This is a genomic window from Streptomyces sp. NPDC056296 (assembly GCF_042268605.1).
Classification (GTDB): Bacteria; Actinomycetota; Actinomycetes; order Streptomycetales; family Streptomycetaceae; genus Streptomyces.
Map to the genome: position 1 here is coordinate 51,643 of NZ_JBHJRX010000017.1, position 15,445 is coordinate 67,087.

General features: G+C 72.5%; 14 protein-coding genes. 10 read left to right on the forward strand and 4 right to left on the reverse strand.

Annotation, left to right across the window (positions count from 1 at the left end; all coding sequences use genetic code 11):
* Window positions 1-131: 131 nt before the first annotated feature.
* On the forward strand, window positions 132-1,979 hold the full coding sequence (locus tag ACFCZF_RS14965; RefSeq protein WP_376671993.1) for a lytic murein transglycosylase: 1,848 nt from the start codon (window positions 132-134) through the stop codon (window positions 1,977-1,979).
* 79 nt (window positions 1,980-2,058) lie between these two features.
* Here the strand turns inward: ACFCZF_RS14965 and ACFCZF_RS14970 are convergent, their stop codons facing one another.
* Entirely contained in the window at window positions 2,059-5,001 is a 2,943-nt protein-coding gene (locus ACFCZF_RS14970) for an ATP-dependent helicase C-terminal domain-containing protein (protein ID WP_376671994.1), read from the reverse strand.
* 107 nt (window positions 5,002-5,108) lie between these two features.
* Window positions 5,109-6,089, reverse strand: coding sequence for a class I SAM-dependent methyltransferase (locus ACFCZF_RS14975; protein WP_376671995.1), 981 nt, complete (start codon window positions 6,087-6,089; stop codon window positions 5,109-5,111).
* 225 nt (window positions 6,090-6,314) lie between these two features.
* Here ACFCZF_RS14975 and rpsA point away from each other — a divergent pair, with 225 nt between their 5' ends.
* The 4 genes from rpsA (at window position 6,315) to ACFCZF_RS14995 (ending at window position 10,170) form a co-directional block, all read left to right on the forward strand.
* Window positions 6,315-7,826 carry a 30S ribosomal protein S1 gene (rpsA, locus tag ACFCZF_RS14980; protein WP_104635556.1) on the forward strand — a complete coding sequence of 504 codons (1,512 nt, stop codon included), beginning with the start codon at window positions 6,315-6,317 and terminating at the stop codon, window positions 7,824-7,826.
* A gap of 182 nt (window positions 7,827-8,008) precedes the next feature.
* Complete coding sequence (locus ACFCZF_RS14985) at window positions 8,009-8,947, forward strand: PAC2 family protein (RefSeq protein WP_375906108.1); 939 nt, start codon at window positions 8,009-8,011, stop codon at window positions 8,945-8,947.
* Window positions 8,948-9,083: 136 nt separating this feature from the next.
* A complete protein-coding gene (gene coaE, locus ACFCZF_RS14990; RefSeq protein WP_376671996.1) occupies window positions 9,084-9,689 on the forward strand; it encodes a dephospho-CoA kinase in 606 nt (201 codons plus the stop codon).
* 100 nt (window positions 9,690-9,789) lie between these two features.
* On the forward strand, window positions 9,790-10,170 hold the full coding sequence (locus ACFCZF_RS14995; RefSeq protein WP_375906114.1) for a tetratricopeptide repeat protein: 381 nt from the start codon (window positions 9,790-9,792) through the stop codon (window positions 10,168-10,170).
* Between the two features lie 3 nt (window positions 10,171-10,173).
* On the opposite strand, the gene ACFCZF_RS15000 is transcribed toward ACFCZF_RS14995, so the two are convergent.
* On the reverse strand, window positions 10,174-10,431 hold the full coding sequence (locus ACFCZF_RS15000) for a DUF6343 family protein (protein WP_376671997.1): 258 nt from the start codon (window positions 10,429-10,431) through the stop codon (window positions 10,174-10,176).
* A 57-nt stretch (window positions 10,432-10,488) separates the two neighbouring features.
* Between ACFCZF_RS15000 and ACFCZF_RS15005 the strand changes: the two genes are divergently transcribed.
* The 3 genes from ACFCZF_RS15005 to ACFCZF_RS15015 all read left to right on the forward strand — a co-directional run bounded on the left by ACFCZF_RS15005 (window position 10,489) and on the right by ACFCZF_RS15015 (window position 12,777).
* Window positions 10,489-11,421 (forward strand): acyltransferase domain-containing protein, encoded by a 933-nt coding sequence (locus ACFCZF_RS15005; protein WP_376671998.1) that lies wholly within the window; start codon window positions 10,489-10,491, stop codon window positions 11,419-11,421.
* Window positions 11,422-11,512: 91 nt separating this feature from the next.
* Window positions 11,513-12,199 carry a class I SAM-dependent methyltransferase gene (locus tag ACFCZF_RS15010; protein ID WP_376671999.1) on the forward strand — a complete coding sequence of 229 codons (687 nt, stop codon included), beginning with the start codon at window positions 11,513-11,515 and terminating at the stop codon, window positions 12,197-12,199.
* 101 nt (window positions 12,200-12,300) lie between these two features.
* Window positions 12,301-12,777, forward strand: coding sequence for a DoxX family protein (locus ACFCZF_RS15015; RefSeq protein WP_376672000.1), 477 nt, complete (start codon window positions 12,301-12,303; stop codon window positions 12,775-12,777).
* Window positions 12,778-12,800: 23 nt separating this feature from the next.
* Here the strand turns inward: ACFCZF_RS15015 and ACFCZF_RS15020 are convergent, their stop codons facing one another.
* On the reverse strand, window positions 12,801-13,487 hold the full coding sequence (locus tag ACFCZF_RS15020; RefSeq protein ID WP_376672001.1) for an RNA-binding S4 domain-containing protein: 687 nt from the start codon (window positions 13,485-13,487) through the stop codon (window positions 12,801-12,803).
* A gap of 148 nt (window positions 13,488-13,635) precedes the next feature.
* On the opposite strand from ACFCZF_RS15020, the gene ACFCZF_RS15025 reads away from it, so the two are divergent.
* Together ACFCZF_RS15025 and pip are read left to right on the forward strand one after the other, a co-directional pair.
* Entirely contained in the window at window positions 13,636-14,349 is a 714-nt protein-coding gene (locus tag ACFCZF_RS15025; protein WP_376672002.1) for a uracil-DNA glycosylase, read from the forward strand.
* Window positions 14,350-14,404: 55 nt separating this feature from the next.
* Window positions 14,405-15,370 (forward strand): prolyl aminopeptidase, encoded by a 966-nt coding sequence (gene pip / locus ACFCZF_RS15030; RefSeq protein WP_376672003.1) that lies wholly within the window; start codon window positions 14,405-14,407, stop codon window positions 15,368-15,370.
* Window positions 15,371-15,445: the final 75 nt, after the last annotated feature.

The following is a 15,445-nucleotide window of genomic DNA, read 5'->3' on the forward strand; positions in this document are numbered from 1 at the left end:
GTGCAACCGTCGACACGGACCGATCGTCACAACAGGGCGGGTACCAGGGCGAGCGCAGCAGCCGGAGACCGGTGAAGACAGACGGAACAGACGGAGACGGACGCGCGGGCGTCCACGGGAGGGGTCACTCTATGGCGGCGCATTTCGACAGGAGGCTCCGCAAGGCGGCGGTCACCACCACCGTGGCGGCGGTCGCGGTCGCGGCCCTGTCCGCGTCCCAGGCTCCCGACGTGACGGCCGACGCCAACGGCAGACAGACCACTGCCGACAACGTGCCGGCGTCCGAGGCCCCCGCCGAGGAGAGCGCGACCGGCAACTCGCCGTACTACACGGACCTGCCGCCGCTCAACAGCCCGAGTCCCGCACCGACCATCGGCACCCCCGCCTCCCGGACACCGTCCGAGGCGGGCATCCCCGCCACCGTCCTCGACGCCTACAAGAAGGCCGAGTCGGCGCTGCGCCAGTCCAAGCCCGGCTGCAATCTGCCGTGGCAACTCCTCGCCGCCATCGGCAAGGTGGAGTCTGGCCAGGCCCGCGGTGGCCGTGTCGACGCCCAGGGCAACACCCTCGGCCGGATCATCGGCCCGCAGCTCGACGGCAACGGATTCGCGCTCATCAAGGACACCGACAACGGCGTCCACGACGGCAACAGCGCCTACGACAACGCCGTCGGCCCCATGCAGTTCATCCCCTCCACCTGGGCCTGGGCCGGCCGCGACGGCAACGCCGACGGCAAGGAAGACCCCAACAACATCTACGACGCCGCGCTCTCCGCCGGCCACTACCTGTGCCGCTTCGACTGGGACCTGTCCACGCAGGCCGACCTCAACCGGGCGATCCTCAGCTACAACAACTCGCAGGACTACCTGCACACGGTCCTGTCCTGGCTGGAGCACTACCGCAAGGGCACCCACGAGATCCCGGACGGCACCGGCACCCTGCCGGTGGGCCGCAGCGACGACGACACCGACGTGAGCAGGCCCGACCCCTCGCCCGGCGGAACGGGCGCGACCACCGGACCCCCGGCCCCCGGCACGACGCCGCCCAGCCCCAGCCCCGACCCCGAGAAGCCGGACAAGCCCACCCCGCCCGACGATCCCAGGGATCCCGGCCCCGGCTCCCCGAGCCCCGAGCCGCCCCCGACCGACCCGGAGACCCCGCCCGAGACCGAGACCCCCACGGACACGGTGCACCACCTGGAGAACGCCGGCGCCACGGGGCTCACGGCGATCGCGGGCGACACGTTCGACAAGAAGATCAGCGCCCGCGCCGAGACCAAGGCCGGAAAGGCCGTCGGCAAGGTACGCATCCGCTTCACCGTCCTGGGCGACACGGACGCCACCTTCACCGGCGGCGACAAGTTCGCCGCGGCCACGACCAACGCCTCCGGCGTGGCCGTCGCGCCCGCGCTGGTGGCGGGTGAGAAGACCGGCGCGTTCACCGTCCGTGCCACCGTCGTCGGCCGCACCGTCGCCGGCCTCGACTACAAGGCCACCGTCACCGAGCGCGTGGCCGACGTCCTCGCCCGCACCGACGACACCGCGCTGACCTGCACGCCGGGCGGCGAGTTCGCGGACCAGGTCGAGGTGAAGGCCACGCACAAGGGCGCCGCCGCGGACAAGGTCGCCGTCACCGCCACGCTCGTCAAGTCGGTCCTCGACCCGTCCGAGAACGACAAGGGCCCCTACTTCAAGGACGCCGACGGCAAGGCCGTCCGCACCCTGACCGGCCTCAAGACCGACGCCAAGGGCCTGCTGAAGCTGCCGAAGCTGTACGCCGACAACACCGCCGGCACGTTCGTGCTCCGCCTCACCACCGCGGGCGGCGCCGCGCTCAACGTCCAGTTGAAGGTGGCCGAGGCCGAGCCGGAGCCGTCGCCGAGCCCGTCCGGCGACGCCTCGCCGGACGCCTCGCCCAGCCCCTCCACCGAGCCCTCCACCGAGCCGTCGACCCAGCCGTCGACCGAGCCGGACGCGTAGGCGCGACTCGCGCGGGAACGACCGAGGGCGCCCCTCCGCCGCAGCGGACGGGCGCCCTCGGTCGTTCCCGAGACCCTCGTCACTTCCCGAGACGCGCCTTCGTGTGCCGCGTCGGCTCAGCCGTGGCCGGGTCCTCGGGCCACGGATGCTTCGGGTACCGGCCGCGCAACTCCGCCCGTACGCCCTTGTAGCCGTCCTTCCAGAAGGAGGCCAGGTCGGCGGTGACCGCGGCAGGGCGGCCCGCGGGCGAGAGGAGGTGGACGAGAAGCGGCACCCCCGCGACCTCGGGCGAGCGCTGGAGCCCGAACATCTCCTGCAACTTCACGGCGAGGACAGGCCGGCCCGGGTCGTCGTAGTCGATCCGGATCCTGGACCCACTGGGGACGACGATCCGCTCCGGGGCGAGTTCGTCGAGCCGCGCCGCCTCCCCGGAGGCCCAGGGCAGCAGGCGCGTCAGCGCCTGACCGGCGTCGATCCGCGCGAGGTCGGCCCGCCGCCGGGCCCGGCCCAGCTCGGGCTCCAGCCATTCGTCCACACGCGCGCGCAGCGCGTCGTCGGAGACGTCCGGCCAGGGCTCACCGAGCTGCCGCCGCAGAAAGGCGAGCCGCTTGCGCAGCACGTCCGCGTCGGCCGACCAGCGCAGCAGCCCGAGCCCTTCCTGCCGCAGCCCCTCCAGCAGCGCGTTCCGTACGAGACCGGAGTCGGCGCCGGCGAGCGGCCGGACGGTGAGCTCCACGGCCCCGAGCCGTTCGACACGCCGGGCCACGACGTCGCCGTCGCCCCAGTGCACCTCGTCCCGTTCCTCCAGGAAGGCCCCCGCGGCGAGCCGGGCCGTCCCCTCGTCGACGACCGCGCCGAGCTGTACGCGCGCGTGCCCTCTCCCCACGGGCCGGTCGGCCACGGCCACGGCGATCCACGGCGCCCCGCGCAGCGCCGACGCATCCGGCAGCTCCGCCCGGGTGCCGGAGACCATCAGATACGAACCGCCGTCCTTCCTGGCCACCCGCTCGGGAAACGCCAGCGCGGCCACCAGCCCCGCGACGCTGTCGCCGGTGCCGTCCCGCGCCGGCCGACCGGCGCTCTTTGCGGCGGCCCGCAGCCGCCCCACCTCGGCCCGCCACCGTGCCCCATAGGCATCACCGCCACGCCGAGCCGCCCGCAGCGCGGCCACCAGATCGTCCCCGTACTCCCGCGGCGGCGCCTCACTGAGCAGAGCCACCACCTCCGCCACCGCACGGGGGCCGCCCGCACGGGATGCGCCCTCACCGGCCACCGCGCCGACGCCCGAGGCCCGCTCGTGGGAGGCGCCTTCGTCCGGGGCCCCCGCGTGGGGGGTGTTTGTGCCCGAGGCCTCCGTGTCGGAGGTGTTTTTGTCCGGGGCCCCCGCGTGGGAGCCGTTCGTGTCCGAGGCCCGTCCGTGGGAGCCGTTTGTGCCCGATGCCCCCGCGTGGGAGGTGTTTGTGCCCGATGCCCCCGCGTGGGAGGTGTTCGTGTCCGAGGCCCGCGCACGGGAGCCTTTCGTGCCCGAGGCCCCCGCGCGGGAGCCGTTCCTGCCCGAGGCACCCCTGTCCGGACTCCCGGCACCGCTCGGGGTTGCGTACGAGGCGGCCGCACGGGAGCCCGGGTCTGCGGGGCCTCCGCCGAAGACGCCCCCACCGGAGGCCCCGGCGCTCGACGCCACCGCCCCCGGCATCCCCGCGTCGAGCAGCGCACGCCCCAGCCGTGGATGCAGGCCCAGGCGGGCCAGCCGTACACCTCGTGCGGTGGCCCGGCCGGAGGCGTCCACCGCGCCGACCGCCGTCAGCACCGACCGGGCCGCCGCCATCGCCCCGCCCGGCGGCGGATCGAGCAGCGCCAGCCCGGACGCGTCCGGGTCGCCCCAGCAGGCCGCCTGCAACGCGAACGCCGTCAGGTCGGCCACCTTGATCTCCGGCGCCGGGAACCGCGGTAGACGGGCGTCCTCCGCCTCCGCCCAGCAGCGGTAGACCACCCCCGGCGCCTCACGCCCGGCCCGGCCCGCCCGTTGCCGCGCCGCCGCCCGCGAGGCCCGCACCGTCGTCAGGGCGCTCAGCCCGCGCGCGTGGTCCACCCGAGGCTCCCGCGCAAGTCCCGCGTCCACGACCACCCGTACGCCCGGAACCGTCAGCGACGACTCGGCCACCGAGGTCGCCAGCACCACCCGGCGCCGCGACCCGGGGGACAGGACCGCGTCCTGGACGGCCGCCGGCGCCCGCCCGTGCACCTGGAGCACGTCGACGTCTCCGAGATCCCCCAGCTGCCCGGCGACGCGGGAGATCTCCCCGACGCCGGGCAGGAAACACAGCACGTCCCCGTCCCGTTCGGCCAGCGCCCGCCGCACCACCGACGCCACGTGCGCGAGCAGTACCGGATCCACCCGCATCCCGTGCGGCGGCCGGACCGGACGCGCCGGCGTCGCCCACACCACCTCCACGGGATACGACACGCCCTGCGCCTCGACGACCGGCGCCCCGCCCAGCAGCCGGGCCCAGCCCTCCGCGTCCGTTGTCGCCGACGCGGCCACCAGACGCAGCTCGGGCCGCAGCGCCGTCCGCACGTCCCACAGGAACGCCGCCGTCGTGTCCGCGTCCAGATGCCGCTCGTGGCATTCGTCGAGCACCACCACGTCGACGCCCGTCAGCTCCTGGTCCCGCTGGAGCCGCTGCAACAGCACACCGGTCGTGACGACCTCCACGCGCGCGTGCCGCCCGACGACCCGCTCACCGCGCACGGTGTACCCGACGCTCGCGCCGGGCTTCTCACCCAGCAGCCACGCCATCCGCCGGGCCGCCGCCCGCGCCGCGATCCGCCGCGGCTCGGCCACGACCACACGCCGCTCGGGCCCCTCGCCCAGCAGCCCGGCCAGCGCGAGCGGCACCAGCGTCGTCTTGCCGGTGCCGGGCGGCGCGACCAGCACCGCGGTGCCGTGGCCCTCCAGGGCGTGGTGCAGGGCGGGCAGGGCACCGCGTACGGGCAGGGCGTCCAGGGCGTCGTAACGGATCACGCCCCCAGTGTCGTACGCCGCCGAGACCACCTTCCACGCGCGCGTGGAGGCGCGACAGCGGAACCACCCTCCACGCGCGCGTGCGCACGCGACAGAATGGGTGCGGCTCAGTCGCGCTCGCACACGAAGATCGCCGTCCCCGGAATCAGCTGCCCCCGCAGCGGCGACCAGCCGCCCCACTCGGACGTGTTCCAGTCCGGCCACTCCGGCTCCACGAGGTCCACCAGCCGGAACCCCGACGTCACGACGTCCCGGACACGGTCGCCGAGCGTCCTGTGGTGCTCGACGTACACCGCGCGCCCCTCGTCGTCCTGCTCGACGTACGGCGTGCGGTCGAAGTAGGAGGCGGACACCGACAGCCCCTCGGGGCCCGGCTCGTCCGGGAGCGCCCAGCGCAGCGGGTGCGTGACCGAGAAGACGAAGCGGCCCCCGGACCGCAGCACCCGGCGCACCTCCCGCAGCACCAGCCGCGGGTCGGCGACGAAGGGCAGCGCCCCGTACGCCGAGCACGCCAGGTCGAAGGAGCCGTCCGCGAAGGGCAGCACGGTCGCGTCGGCACAGACCAGGGGGAACGAGCCGCCGATGCGCAGGGCGTGCTGGAGCTGGCGGTGGGAAAGGTCCAGGGCCACCGGACGCGCGCCCTGGGCGGTCAGCCAGCGCGAGCACTGGGCGGCGCCGGCGCCGATCTCCAGGACGTCCTTGCCCTTCAGGTCCTCCACCGGGCCGAGCAACTCGGCCTCCACCTCGTCCAGGCCCTCGGGACACCACACGAAGCGGTCGTCGCCGAGGAAGGTGCCGTGCTCGACCTGGTACTCGTCCGCGTTCCGGTCCCACCAGCCACGGTTGGCGCGGGAGCTCTCCGTGACACCGGCGGCACGCCGGGTGGCCTCGGGCTCGGTCCCTGTGGCTGCGGACGCTTCGGACGCTTCGGGCTCTTGGATGACCGGCTCCCTCGTACTAGTCTGCGGCTCTTCCACGCAGCCGGTCCCGCGTGTCACTGGGGGGCCGCTGTGGGTCCACGTGGCCTCGGGAGACGGCTTTTGTGCCGGGTATGCGACGATCCGCCCCGGGTGTGCGGCTTCGCGCATTGACCCTGCCCGGCTGCCCCCGTATGCTACAAGTTGCGCTGCGGGCCTGCGCACCTCAGACGTAGCAGGTCGCGCTCGCATCTGTTGTATGTCCCCTCGGTTCTCGAGGTGTCACCCCTGGTTTCGGTGACGCTTCCTTGGCTGTCCGGCTTCTGCAGAGCGAAACGGGCTCCCGGCGTAAGCAGTACCTACGACTTCAATGTCCGTACCGGAGCCCTTTCCCACATGACGAGCAGCACCGAGACCACCGCCACCACCCCGCAGGTTGCGGTCAACGACATCGGTAACGAGGAAGCCTTCCTCGCCGCGATCGACGAGACGATCAAGTACTTCAACGACGGCGACATCGTCGACGGCGTCATCGTGAAGGTCGACCGGGACGAGGTCCTGCTCGACATCGGTTACAAGACCGAAGGTGTCATCCCGAGCCGCGAGCTCTCGATCAAGCACGACGTCGACCCCAACGAGGTCGTCGCCGTCGGTGACGAGATCGAGGCCCTTGTTCTCCAGAAGGAGGACAAGGAAGGCCGCCTGATCCTCTCGAAGAAGCGTGCCCAGTACGAGCGGGCCTGGGGCACCATCGAGAAGATCAAGGAAGAGGACGGCATCGTCACCGGTACCGTCATCGAGGTCGTCAAGGGTGGTCTCATCCTCGACATCGGCCTCCGCGGCTTCCTCCCGGCCTCCCTGGTCGAGATGCGCCGTGTTCGCGACCTCCAGCCCTACGTGGGCAAGGAGCTCGAGGCGAAGATCATCGAGCTGGACAAGAACCGCAACAACGTGGTCCTGTCCCGCCGTGCCTGGCTGGAGCAGACCCAGTCCGAGGTCCGCCAGACGTTCCTCACGACCCTCCAGAAGGGTCAGGTCCGTTCCGGCGTCGTCTCCTCGATCGTCAACTTCGGTGCCTTCGTGGACCTGGGTGGCGTCGACGGTCTGGTCCACGTCTCCGAGCTCTCCTGGAAGCACATCGACCACCCGTCCGAGGTTGTCGAGGTCGGCCAGGAAGTCACCGTCGAGGTCCTCGACGTGGACATGGACCGCGAGCGCGTCTCCCTGTCGCTGAAGGCGACCCAGGAAGACCCGTGGCAGCAGTTCGCCCGCACCCACCAGATCGGCCAGGTCGTGCCCGGCAAGGTCACGAAGCTGGTGCCGTTCGGTGCGTTCGTCCGCGTGGACGAGGGCATCGAGGGTCTGGTCCACATCTCCGAGCTGGCCGAGCGCCACGTGGAGATCCCGGAGCAGGTCGTCCAGGTCAACGACGAGATCTTCGTCAAGGTCATCGACATCGACCTCGAGCGCCGCCGCATCAGCCTCTCGCTGAAGCAGGCCAACGAGGCCTTCGGTGCCGACCCGTCCACGGTCGAGTTCGACCCGACCCTGTACGGCATGGCCGCGTCCTACGACGACCAGGGCAACTACATCTACCCCGAGGGCTTCGACCCCGAGACCAACGACTGGCTCGAGGGCTACGAGACCCAGCGCGAGGCGTGGGAGACCCAGTACGCCGAGGCGCAGCAGCGCTTCGAGCAGCACCAGGCGCAGGTCATCAAGTCCCGCGAGGCGGACGAGAAGGCCGCTGCCGAGGGTGTCGACACCGCGGGTGCGGCTCCGGCCGCGTCCGGTGGTGGTGGCGGCGGCGGCTCGTACTCCTCCGAGGGCGGCGACAACTCCGGCGCCCTGGCGTCGGACGAGGCGCTGGCCGCGCTGCGCGAGAAGCTGGCCGGCGGCCAGAGCTGAGCGCAGGCTGAGGCCGAGCAGGAGCTCCTCATCGAGCGGTAGCTCGTGAACCGAGGGCCCGTACCCCTTCCCGGGGTGCGGGCCCTCGGCGCGTTCGACGACGCCGGGCGGGCGAGCGGACGGGAATGCCCGGGCCGGAACTCGTGTTGTGCAGTACGAACATCAGGAGGGGAGCGGTCACTGTGCTTGATCCGCAGGGTTTGTACGCATGGGAGCCGAAGGGCTTGGCCGTCGTCGACATGGCACTCGCCCAGGAGTCGGCGGGACTGATCATGCTCTACCACTTCGACGGATACATCGACGCCGGCGAGACCGGCGACCAGATCGTCGACCAGGTGCTCGACTCGCTGCCTCACCAGGTCGTCGCCCGCTTCGACCACGACCGGCTCGTGGACTACCGGGCGCGCCGGCCGCTGTTGACCTTCAAGCGGGACACCTGGACGGACTACGAGGAACCCACCATCGAGGTGCGGGTCGTCCAGGACGCCACCGGGGCGCCCTTCCTGCTGCTGTCGGGCCCCGAGCCGGACGTCGAGTGGGAGCGCTTCGCCGCGGCCGTGCGGCAGATCGTCGAGCGGCTCGGTGTCCGCCTCGCGGTCAATTTCCACGGCATCCCCATGGGTGTCCCGCACACCCGCCCCGTCGGCATCACCCCGCACGGCAACCGCGCCGACCTGGTGCCGGGCCACCGCAGCCCCTTCGAGGAGGCGCAGGTCCCCGGCAGCGCCGAGGCGCTCGTCGAGTACCGGCTCCTGCAGGCCGGCCACGAGGTGCTGGGTGTCGCCGCGCACGTCCCGCACTACATCGCCCGCTCCCCGTACCCGGACGCGGCGCTGACCGTCCTGGAGGCGATCACCGGGGCGACCGGTCTGGTCCTGCCGGGCATCGCGCACTCCCTGCGCACGGACGCCCACCGCACCCAGACGGAGATCGACCGGCAGATCCAGGAGGGCGACGAGGAACTCACCGCTCTGATCCAGGGCCTGGAGCACCAGTACGACGCGGCCGCGGGCGCCGAGACCCGCGGCAACATGCTCGCCGAGCCCGTCGAGATCCCGTCGGCGGACGAGATCGGCCGCGAGTTCGAACGGTTCCTGGCGGAGCGGGAGGGCGACGGCTGATCCGGTAATCTGGCGGATGACCGTGCCCCACCTGTCCCCGCCGTCTCGGGGATGTTCCGGTTGGCCTGACCGGCGGTATCGGAGTCGGTAAGTTGCTCCCCGCACCTGCGGGGATTGGTGATGTGGAGGCGCGGTCATGCTGTCCGTGGGCCTGACCGGCGGGATCGGCGCCGGCAAGAGCGCGGTGTCGCGGCTGCTCGTCGAGCACGGCGCCGTACTGATCGACGCGGACCGGATCGCGCGCGAGGTCGTCGCGCCGGGTACCCCGGGGCTCGCGGCGGTCGTGGAGGCGTTCGGCGAGGACGTACTCTCCGCGGACGGCGGCCTGGACCGGCCGAAACTCGGTTCGATCGTGTTCGCCGACCCGGAGAAGCTGGCCGCGCTGAACTCGATCGTGCACCCCCTGGTCGGCGACCGGTCCCGCGCCCTCGAAGAGGCCGCCGCCGAGGACGCCGTCGTCGTCCACGACGTTCCGCTGCTCACGGAGAACGGCCTGGCACCGCTGTACGACGTCGTGGTCGTCGTGGACGCCGAGCCCGCCACCCAGCTCGACCGGCTGGTACGGCTGCGCGGCATGACCGAGCAGGACGCACGCGCGCGAATGGCCGCCCAGGCGACGCGCGAGCAACGCCGGGAGATCGCGGACGTGGTCATCGACAACGACGTACCGCTGGACGAGCTGCGGCGCCGCGTGGCAGAGGTGTGGGCCGAGCTGACCCGCAAGGCGCACGCGCCGCGCTGAGCGCCCTGGCGCGCCCGGAGGCTCCGGTTCCTCCGCCCGTCCCAGGAATAGCGCTCCCCGAGCGGGCGTTGATCCCTTTCAGTGAGGGAAGGACTCTGCCGTGCCCGAGACCAGCGGTTCGACCGGACGTACTCCGGAGACGGATGTCATCGACTTCCGTGCCGCCGAGCAACTGCTCGCGGCGCGGGACCCGCGGGGCGCGGTGAAACTGCTCGACGGGGTCATCGCCGCGCATCCGGAGAGCACCGCCGCCCGGCTGCTGCGCGCGCGTGCCTTCTTCGCGGCGGCGCAACTGAGAGCCGCCGAGCTGGAGTTCACCATCGTCCTGGAGCGCGAGCCGGACAACGCGTTCGCGCACTTCGCACTCGCCCGCACCTATGAGCGCCGGGCGTGCCCCGACCAGGCCCGGCGCCACTTCCGGCTGGCGGCGGCTCTGGACCCGAACCCGGAGTATCTGCAGCAGGCGCGGTTCGACTCCTGACGGTCAGCTCCTCGGCGGCCGGTACGGTGGGACGTCCGGTCCGGGCTGGTAGTGCGGGCCCTGGCGGATGTGCCGGAGGATCACGGTCAGGTCGACCGTGACGACGAGCCACAACACTCCGCACGCGACGGCCCATCCCGGGTGCCCGGCGAGCGCGAACGCGGCCGTTCCGAAGATCGCCCAGACCAGCCCCCAGAGGCTCAGCCAGAAACGCGCCCGCAGGGCACTGCGCGCAGTGGCCGGTTCACTGCCGGTACGCATCGGATCACCACTCCTGTGGAAAACGTACTCCGGGAGACGACGAGGGGGAAACGAGCCGTGCCACAGAACCGACCCGGCCTTCCGGACGCCGACGACCTGCCCGACGTACTGCTCGACCTGGCGGTCCCGCACGAGGACATCAACGCGCTGGTGGGACTGCGGGGAGGGGTGACGCGCGATGCCGGGACGGCGCGGTTGCTGGAGGAGTGTGTCCAGGAGCTGGTGCGGGATCTCGGGGAGCCGGCCGCGGACCCGGAGGGCATGCGGAGGTTCGGGGAGCGGCTGGCCGAGGCTCCTGAGGCGCTGGGCGGGTACTTCTCCGCGTACGTGTTCGTCGCGGCGCTGCCGTACACCCGCGCCTACCACCAGGAGCGCGGCATCCCGGCCGAGATCACCCGGCATACCCTCGCCGACCTGGGACGGAACATGGCGAGCCACCGCAGGCGGCACGGCACGGGCGGAGTGCGGGCCCCACGGTGGCTGGCGCACCACTTCCGGGGAGAGCTGTACCAGCTGGGGCGGCTGCAGTTCGAACGGGCCACGATCGGGCAGCGCACCGCGCCGGTGCTGCGGTCGGCCGGCCTGGACGCGGTGCCGGGCGAGCCCTGTCTGAACCTGCACATCCCGGACTACCGCGGGCCGCTGACACCGGCCGCCTGCGACCGCTCGCTCGGGCTCGCCAGGGAGTTCTTCCGCCGGCACTTCCCCGAGGAGCCGTACCGTGCCGCGATGTGCCACTCGTGGCTCCTCGACCCGCAGCTGAAGCGGTACCTGGCCGCCGACTCCAACATCGTCCGGTTCCAGGAACGCTTCCGGGTGGCCCGCGAGGACACCGAGCCCGCCGACGAGGAACCCGTCCGCTTCGTCTTCGGCAACCCCTGCCTGCCGGTCGAGGGGCTGCCGCGGCGCACCTCGGTGGAACGGGCCGTCGGGGACCATCTGCGGGCGGGCGGCCACTGGTACATCGGGCACGGCTGGTTTCCGTTCTGACGGTGGGCCCCCGTTCACTCGGTCGGGTGAACCGGTGCCGGGTGGGAACGGGCGTGCGGACACGGCCCGTTGGACGGGCATGGAGCTGAAAATGCGAGAGGGACACCAGGGGACGGGACCGGGAGCCATCACCCCGGACGGCTGCGCGGTCGAGCTCTATTCGCGGCTGCCCGCCGGAGCCGAGCCGGACATCGTCGCCGCCGCCGTGCCCGCGGGGGCGCGCATCCTGGAGCTGGGCAGTGGTGTGGGGCGCATGACCCATCCACTGCTGGAGCGGGGGTTCGCCGTGACCGCGGTGGACGAGTCCGCCGAGATGCTGGAACGCGTGCGCGGGGCACGGACGATACGCGGCCCGATCGAGGAACTGGACCTGGGCGAGGGCTTCGACGTGGTGATGCTGGCGTCGTTCCTCGTGCACTCCGGGGACGCCGAGGTGAGCCGCGGGTTGCTGCGCACCTGTGCCCGGCATGTCACGGAGGACGGCTGTGTACTGATCCAACGGGAGGGCGATGACTATCACACGAACCTGCCGCGTGAGCGGGTCGACCCCAGCGGCTTCACCGTGCGCATCGTGTCGTCGGAGCCGGTCGGGGACGGCGTCAACGCGGTACACGCGGAGTACGAGTTCCCGGACGCGGTCTGGACACAGACGTTCCGGGCCCGGCCGCTGACCGAGGAACAGTTCGAGGAGGCACTGGGGGAGGCGGGACTCGGGGTGGACCGGTATCTGACCGACGACGGGACGTGGGTGAGGGCGGTTCCCGCGACCCGGAGGTAGAGGATCGGCGATGAGAGGTGGAGGATCGGCGATGAGTTCCGGGCGGTCGAGCAGTCTGAATACCTGACTGAACAACGGACCGCTCAGCTCAGGAGACCCTCATGTCCGAGACCGCCGTGCCCACCGCCACCGCCGCCACTGTTTCCGCGCCCTCAGCGACCTCCGCCGCGTCGACCCGGGGGCGGGGCGCCCGGATCGCCCTGCGGACGGTGCAGGTGCTCCTCGCGCTGTTCTTCGCCGTCGCGAGCGCCGCGCCCAAACTGGTCGCGCACTCCTCGGCGGCGGACCCCTTCGCCGAGATGGGCTGGGGCAACGTGGGCATGTACGCCATCGGCGTCCTCGAACTGGCCGGAGCGATCGCCCTGTTCGTTCCGGCGCTGCAGTCGGTGGCGGCGACGGCCCTGAGCGCGCTGATGGTGGGCGCGTTCGTCGTCCAGCTCACCTACTTCGACGGGGAGAATGCCGCGACACCGATCGTTCTGATGGTGCCGCTCCTGGTCATCGCCTGGGCCCGCCGCGGGCACAACGAGGAGCTGTTCCGACTGGCACGACGCGGGCGGGGACGCGGGCGGGTCTGACCACCCATGGACGGCGCGGGTGTTCAGGGCCTGTTCTCGGCATCCCGCCGGGCCTGGCTCAGGCCCTCCAGCCCGCGCAGGCGTTCCAGCTCGCGACGGTCCCGCTTGGTGGGGCGACCGGCGCCGCGGTCGCGGATGCCGGCCGGGGCGACGGCCTCGCGGGGCGGGGGCGGCGGGGAGTTGTCGACGTAGCACTGGGCGGCGACCGGGGCTCCGACGCGCTTGCGGATCAGCCGCTTCACGACGACTACGCGTTCCCGGCCCTCGTGGCGCAGGCGCACCTCGTCTCCGACACGCAGCGAGTACGCGGGTTTCACCCGCTCGCCGTTCACCCTGACATGGCCGCCCTTGCAGGCGGTCGCGCCGAGGGAGCGGGTCTTGACGAGGCGGACGGCCCAGATCCAGCTGTCCACGCGGACGCTCCCACCGTTCTGCGGCCCGGCCGCCTCGGCGGCGGCGATCGCGGCGGCGGTCTTCGGGTCCGGAGGCGGGGGCGGGGTGGCGGCAGCCGTGCCGTCGCCCGGGTCGAGCTCCTGACCGGTGCCCCTCCCGCCGACCGTACCGGCGGCCTTGCGGTCTGTCCCGTCGCCGGTCCTGTCGCCGATCCCGTTGCCGGTCTTCTCGTCGGCCTTCGTGCCGGCCTTGGCCCGGGCGGTGTCCTGCGGGCCGGCCGCCCCGCCGTTCCTGCCCTCGTCATGCTCGGAAGCCATGGCTCGACCCTAACCGCTCGGCCGGGCGAGAGGGGCTCCTATTTCCGCGGGCCCGGCGCTGTCGTGCGAGCCAGGGGCGGGGTCGGGACCAGGGCCAAGGAGCCCGGGCGGGCGGGCGTCACGGCTCCGTGGTCTTTACGGTGGAGCCATGGACACCAGCGGCCTCTCCGTACTGGACCAGCGGATCGCGGGGTGCCGGGCCTGCCCGAGGCTGGTCGACTGGCGGGAGGAGGTGGCCCGTACCAAGCGGGCGGCCTTCGCCGACTGGACGTACTGGGGCCGGCCGGTGCCGGGCTTCGGTCCGCCGGACGCACGTCTGCTGATCGTCGGGCTCGCCCCCGCGGCCCACGGCGGCAACCGCACCGGCCGGATGTTCACCGGCGACCGCTCCGGAGACGTGCTGTTCCAGGCGTTGTACGACGTGGGACTCGCCTCGCAGCCCACCGCCGTCTCCGCCGACGACGGCCTGGAACTGTACGGCGTGCGCGTCACCTCGCCGGTGCACTGCGCCCCGCCCGCCAACAAGCCCACCCCCACCGAGCGCGACACCTGCCGTCCCTGGCTCGTCCAGGAGCTGGATCTGCTGCGGCCGACAGTGCGGGCCGTGGTGGTACTCGGCGCCTTCGGCTGGCAGGCGGCGCTGCCCGCGTTCGCCGCGGCGGGTTGGACGGTGCCCCGGCCCCGCCCCGCCTTCACGCACGGCGGGCACGTCACGCTGGACGCCCCTGACGGTCCCGACCTGCATCTTTTCGGCTGCTTTCACGTCAGCCAGCGCAACACCTTCACCGGCCGTCTCACCCCCGAGATGCTCCGGGACGTGCTGCGCACGGCGGCCGAGACGGCGGGGCTGCCCCAGACGTAGGGCCCACGGCGTAAAGGGGGTGAACGCCCCGGACCGACGGCGTTACGGTGCCCCGATGGGCCTGTATCCGGAGATCGAACCGTACGACCACGGCATGCTCGACGTCGGAGACGGCAACCGCGTCCACTGGGAAACCTGCGGAAACCCGCACGGCAAGCCCGCGCTGGTGCTGCACGGGGGACCGGGATCCCGCACCGGCCCCAACCTCAGACGGTACTTCGACCCGGCCGCCTACCGGATCGTGCTCCTCGACCAGCGCGGCGCCGGACGGTCGGTCCCTCGGGCGAGCGACCACGGTACCGACATGAGCGTCAACACGACCGCCCACATCATGGCGGACCTGGAGCGGCTGCGCGCTCACCTCGGCATCGAGCGGTGGCTGGTGTGGGGCGTGTCGTGGGGATCGGCACTGGGACTGCGGTACGCGCAGACCCACCCGGGAGTGGTGACCGAGCTGGTGCTGACCGGTGTCGCGACCGGCTCCAACGCCGAAGTGGCCCTCCTGACGAGAGGGTTGGGGGAGATCTTCCCCGAGGCCCACGAGCGGTTCCTCGCCGAGCTGCCGGCAGACGAACGCGACGGCAATCCGGCCGCCGCGTACAACCGGCTGCTGGAGTCGCCCGACGCCGAAGTCCGGGCCCGGGCCGCGCGCGCCTGGACCGACTGGGAGACGGCGATCATCCCCGCGCCGCCACGCTCCGTCGCCCGGTTCGAGGACCCGGAGTTCCGCATGGGCTTCGCACGAACCGTCACCCACTACTGGGGCAACGACCACTTCCTCGGCGACGGAAACGACGAGGGCGTGGTCCTGCGGGACGCGCACCTGTTGAAGGGCATTCCGGGCACCCTGGTGCAGGGCAGCCTCGACTTCGGCAACCTCCTCGGCATCGTGTGGCGGCTTCACCACGCCTGGCCGGACAGCGAGCTGGTGCTCGTGGACGAGGCCGGGCACGACACCGGAGCGACCGGGGACGAGGCACTGCTGGCGGCGACGGACAAATACGCCCGCGCCGAAGCCTGACAAGCAGGGCGGTGGGGGGGGACCCCGCCCCCCCCCCCCCCCCCCCCCCCCCCCCCCCCCCCAACCCCCCGAACA